At 59.4% G+C, this 3099-nt stretch carries 3 protein-coding genes; 2 read left to right on the top strand and 1 reads right to left on the bottom strand.

Translation table 11 applies throughout. The annotated features are described in order from the left end of the window. The coding region (locus tag VIL80_RS06310; RefSeq protein ID WP_332035294.1) for an HlyD family secretion protein at nt 1-620 on the bottom strand (620 nt) is incomplete at its 3' end. A gap of 400 nt (nt 621-1020) precedes the next feature. Here VIL80_RS06310 and VIL80_RS06305 point away from each other — a divergent pair. Together VIL80_RS06305 and VIL80_RS06300 are read left to right on the top strand one after the other, a co-directional pair. Further along, the gene (locus VIL80_RS06305; protein WP_414684519.1) at nt 1021-2529 is read left to right on the top strand and encodes a SulP family inorganic anion transporter; all 1509 of its coding nucleotides are present in this window, start codon (nt 1021-1023) and stop codon (nt 2527-2529) included. Nucleotides 2530-2751: 222 nt separating this feature from the next. After that, nucleotides 2752-3099: universal stress protein (locus VIL80_RS06300; RefSeq protein ID WP_332035293.1), on the top strand; the 348-nt coding region annotated here is incomplete at its 3' end.

Genomic DNA, 3099 nt, shown 5'->3' with positions numbered 1-3099 from the left:
GCGTTCTGTACCGCCTGCTTGTACTCCAGTTCGGCGCGGGCCAGGTCGTCCGATGCCTTTTCGAAATCCAGCTGGGAGATGATCTGCTTCTCTTGTGACAGCTGTGCGCGTTTCAGCTCGCGCTGCGCAGCGGTGAGGTCGACCTTGGCGAGGTCGGCTTTCTGGGTGTTTTCAAGGCGCTGGCGCTTCGCCTGGATCTTTTGCCGGGCCAGTTCGACGCTCAGCTTGTTGAACAGCGCACTTTCCTGCGCGAGCTGATTCTGCAGCTCGGGGCTGTCCACTTCCGCCAGCAGCTGTCCGCGTGTTACTGCGTCGCCGGCTTTTACCGTGAACTTCACAATCCCCTGGGCCGGGCTGAACAGGGTCGGACTGTTGGCGGCGACTACCTTGCCCTGCACCACCAGGTCCCGCACCAGATCACCGCGCTGTACCTCGGCAATGTTGATACGTGACAGCGACAGGCTCGCATCCACGGCATTGGTGCTCTGCCAGCTCACCAGCCCCCACACCACGAATGCCGCCGCGCCGAGGCCAAGGCCGGCGCGTTTCAGCAGGCGCGGGTTCTTCCACGGGCTTTGCGGTGTGAGCTGGACGTCCTGCCCGGAGGTATCTCTGATCATGTTGTTCCCAAGTGCTTCGAATTGGTTTGTCTTGTTCTGCGTCTGTGACGCGGGTACTTCACGCCTCAGATGCACAGTGAATTTTTTGGATGCAGCGGCCTTATCGCAATCGCCGTGCCAAGCCGGAAAAGACTGGTAACCTATTGAAAAATATAGAAATTAAAAATTTCAAAAATTTCGGGTGGCGCGCGAGAGTGTCCGCAAAATGTGTCCGCTGACCCCCTGTCCGTCCGGACGGACAGGGGTGACATTTGGCGACAGAGGAATACCCGGTAGCGGCACCGCCACGAAGGCTGAATCAATGTACTGAGCGTTCTTTAGCCAGAAACCCCAAGATGCTAGAATCCGCGCCCCCTTTTCCGGGCTACGCATAAGACTCACCAGACAGGCTCCCCTGACAATGAAGTTCTCCAATACCCTGTTGTCGTCCACCAGAAACGACTGGTTCGGCAATATCCGCCGCGACGTGCTCGCCGGCCTCGTGGTCGCCCTGGCTCTCATTCCCGAGGCCATCGCCTTCTCCATCATTGCCGGCGTCGACCCACGGGTAGGTCTCTACGCCTCCTTCTGTATTGCCGTGGTTATCGCCTTCATTGGCGGCCGTCCAGGCATGATCTCTGCCGCCACCGGCGCCATGGCGCTGCTCATGGTGACCCTGGTCAAGGAGCACGGCCTGCAATATCTGCTGGCCGCCACGCTGCTTACCGGTGTACTGCAGATCATCGCCGGCTACCTGAAGCTCGGCAGCCTGATGAGCTTTGTGTCGAGGGCGGTCGTCACCGGGTTCGTAAACGCCCTGGCCATCCTTATTTTCATGGCGCAGCTCCCGGAGCTGATCGATGTGACCTGGCACGTCTATGCGATGACCGCGGCGGGCCTCGGCATCATCTACCTGTTTCCCTATGTGCCGGTGGTGGGCAAGCTGTTGCCGTCGCCGCTGGTGTGCATCCTCACCTGTACCGCGGTATCCGTGGCATTGGGCCTGGATATCCGTACCGTGGGGGACATGGGTGAGCTGCCGGACACGCTGCCGGTATTCCTGTGGCCGGAAGTGCCGTTCAACCTCGAGACCCTGAAAATCATCTTCCCGTATTCCGCCGGTCTCGCGGTGGTGGGCCTGCTGGAATCCCTGATGACGGCGACCATCGTGGATGACCTGACCGATACCAACAGTGACAAGAACCGCGAGTGCAAGGGGCAGGGTATTGCGAATATCGGTGCCGGCCTGCTGGGCGGTATGGCGGGCTGCGCGATGATTGGCCAGTCTGTGATCAACGTGAAGTCGGGCGGTCGCGGCCGCCTGTCGACGCTGGTGGCGGGTGTGGGGCTGCTGACGCTGGTGGTATTCCTGAGCGACTGGGTGGCGGTGATCCCGATGGCGGCGCTGGTGGCGGTGATGATCATGGTGTCCATCGGTACCTTCAACTGGGGCTCGGTGCGCGACCTGAAGCGCCTGCCGCTGTCGACCAATCTGGTGATGCTGTCCACGGTGATTGTGGTAGTGTTTACCCACAACCTGGCCTTCGGGGTGTTCGTGGGGGTGCTGCTGGCATCGCTGTTCTTCGCCAACAAGGTGAGCCACTTTATGTATGTGAACTCGGAGTTGGATGAGGAGAACAATTGCCGGACCTATAAGGTTGCGGGGCAGGTGTTCTTCAACTCCGCGGACAAGTTTGTGGCGGCGTTCGATTTCAAGGAAGCGCTGGATAAGGTGGTAATTGACCTGAGCCGGGCGCACTTCTGGGATGTGTCGGCGGTGTACTCGCTGGATAAGGCGGTGCTGAAGTTCCGCCGTGAGGGTGCGGAAGTTGAATTGATCGGCCTGAATGAGGCCAGTGCGACGATTGTGGACCGCTTTGGGGTGCACGATAAGCCTGAGGAAATTGAGAAGGTGCTGGGGGGGCATTGAGGAACGGTGCTTCGTCAGTGAATTAGGTGGCGGCAGCGCACCGGGACATGGGTTTCAAAACCGCTGTGTATACATCCCTGTACGCTGCGTCGGCGACGTCCATGTCGCCGACGCTTTTGAAACCCAAGTCCCGCCACCCTGCCTTAGATTTTGATTTCTGAGCCCTGTTCTTTAGGTGCTCCGGATTTGAAATTTTTAGCGAGTGATGAAGAGAAAATAATAATGACCGAACAGAAAGATCCCCTTGTGCTCTCCTGCATCGACGGCTCTCGCTACAGTGGCGCCGTCTGTGATTACGCCGCGTGGATTGCCAGCCGCACAGGCGCGCCGGTGAAGCTTCTTCACAATATCGAACGTGTTTCCACGCCCGCCGTAGCGGATCTTTCCGGCAGCATTGGTCTCGGTAGCCAGGAAGAGTTGCTGGAAGAGCTGGCCAACCTGGAGCAGCAGCGTTCGAAGCTGTTGTTGGAACAGGGCCGGCAGATGCTTGAGAGGGCCAAAGAGCGGGCGGCGGATGCCGGGGCGGAGCGGGTGTTGACGTGTCAGCGCCACGGTTCCCTGGTGGAGTCG

Source organism: Microbulbifer sp., from assembly GCF_036563125.1.
Taxonomy (GTDB): domain Bacteria; phylum Pseudomonadota; class Gammaproteobacteria; order Pseudomonadales; family Cellvibrionaceae; genus Microbulbifer.
Note: the sequence above shows the minus strand (reverse complement) of the source record. Positions and strands in the feature narration are given on the sequence as shown.

Excerpts from the sequence above, each read along its gene's own strand:
- VIL80_RS06305 (WP_414684519.1), top strand. The coding sequence starts at position 1,021 with ATGAAGTTCTCCAATACCCTGTTGTCGTCCACCAGAAACGACTGGTTC.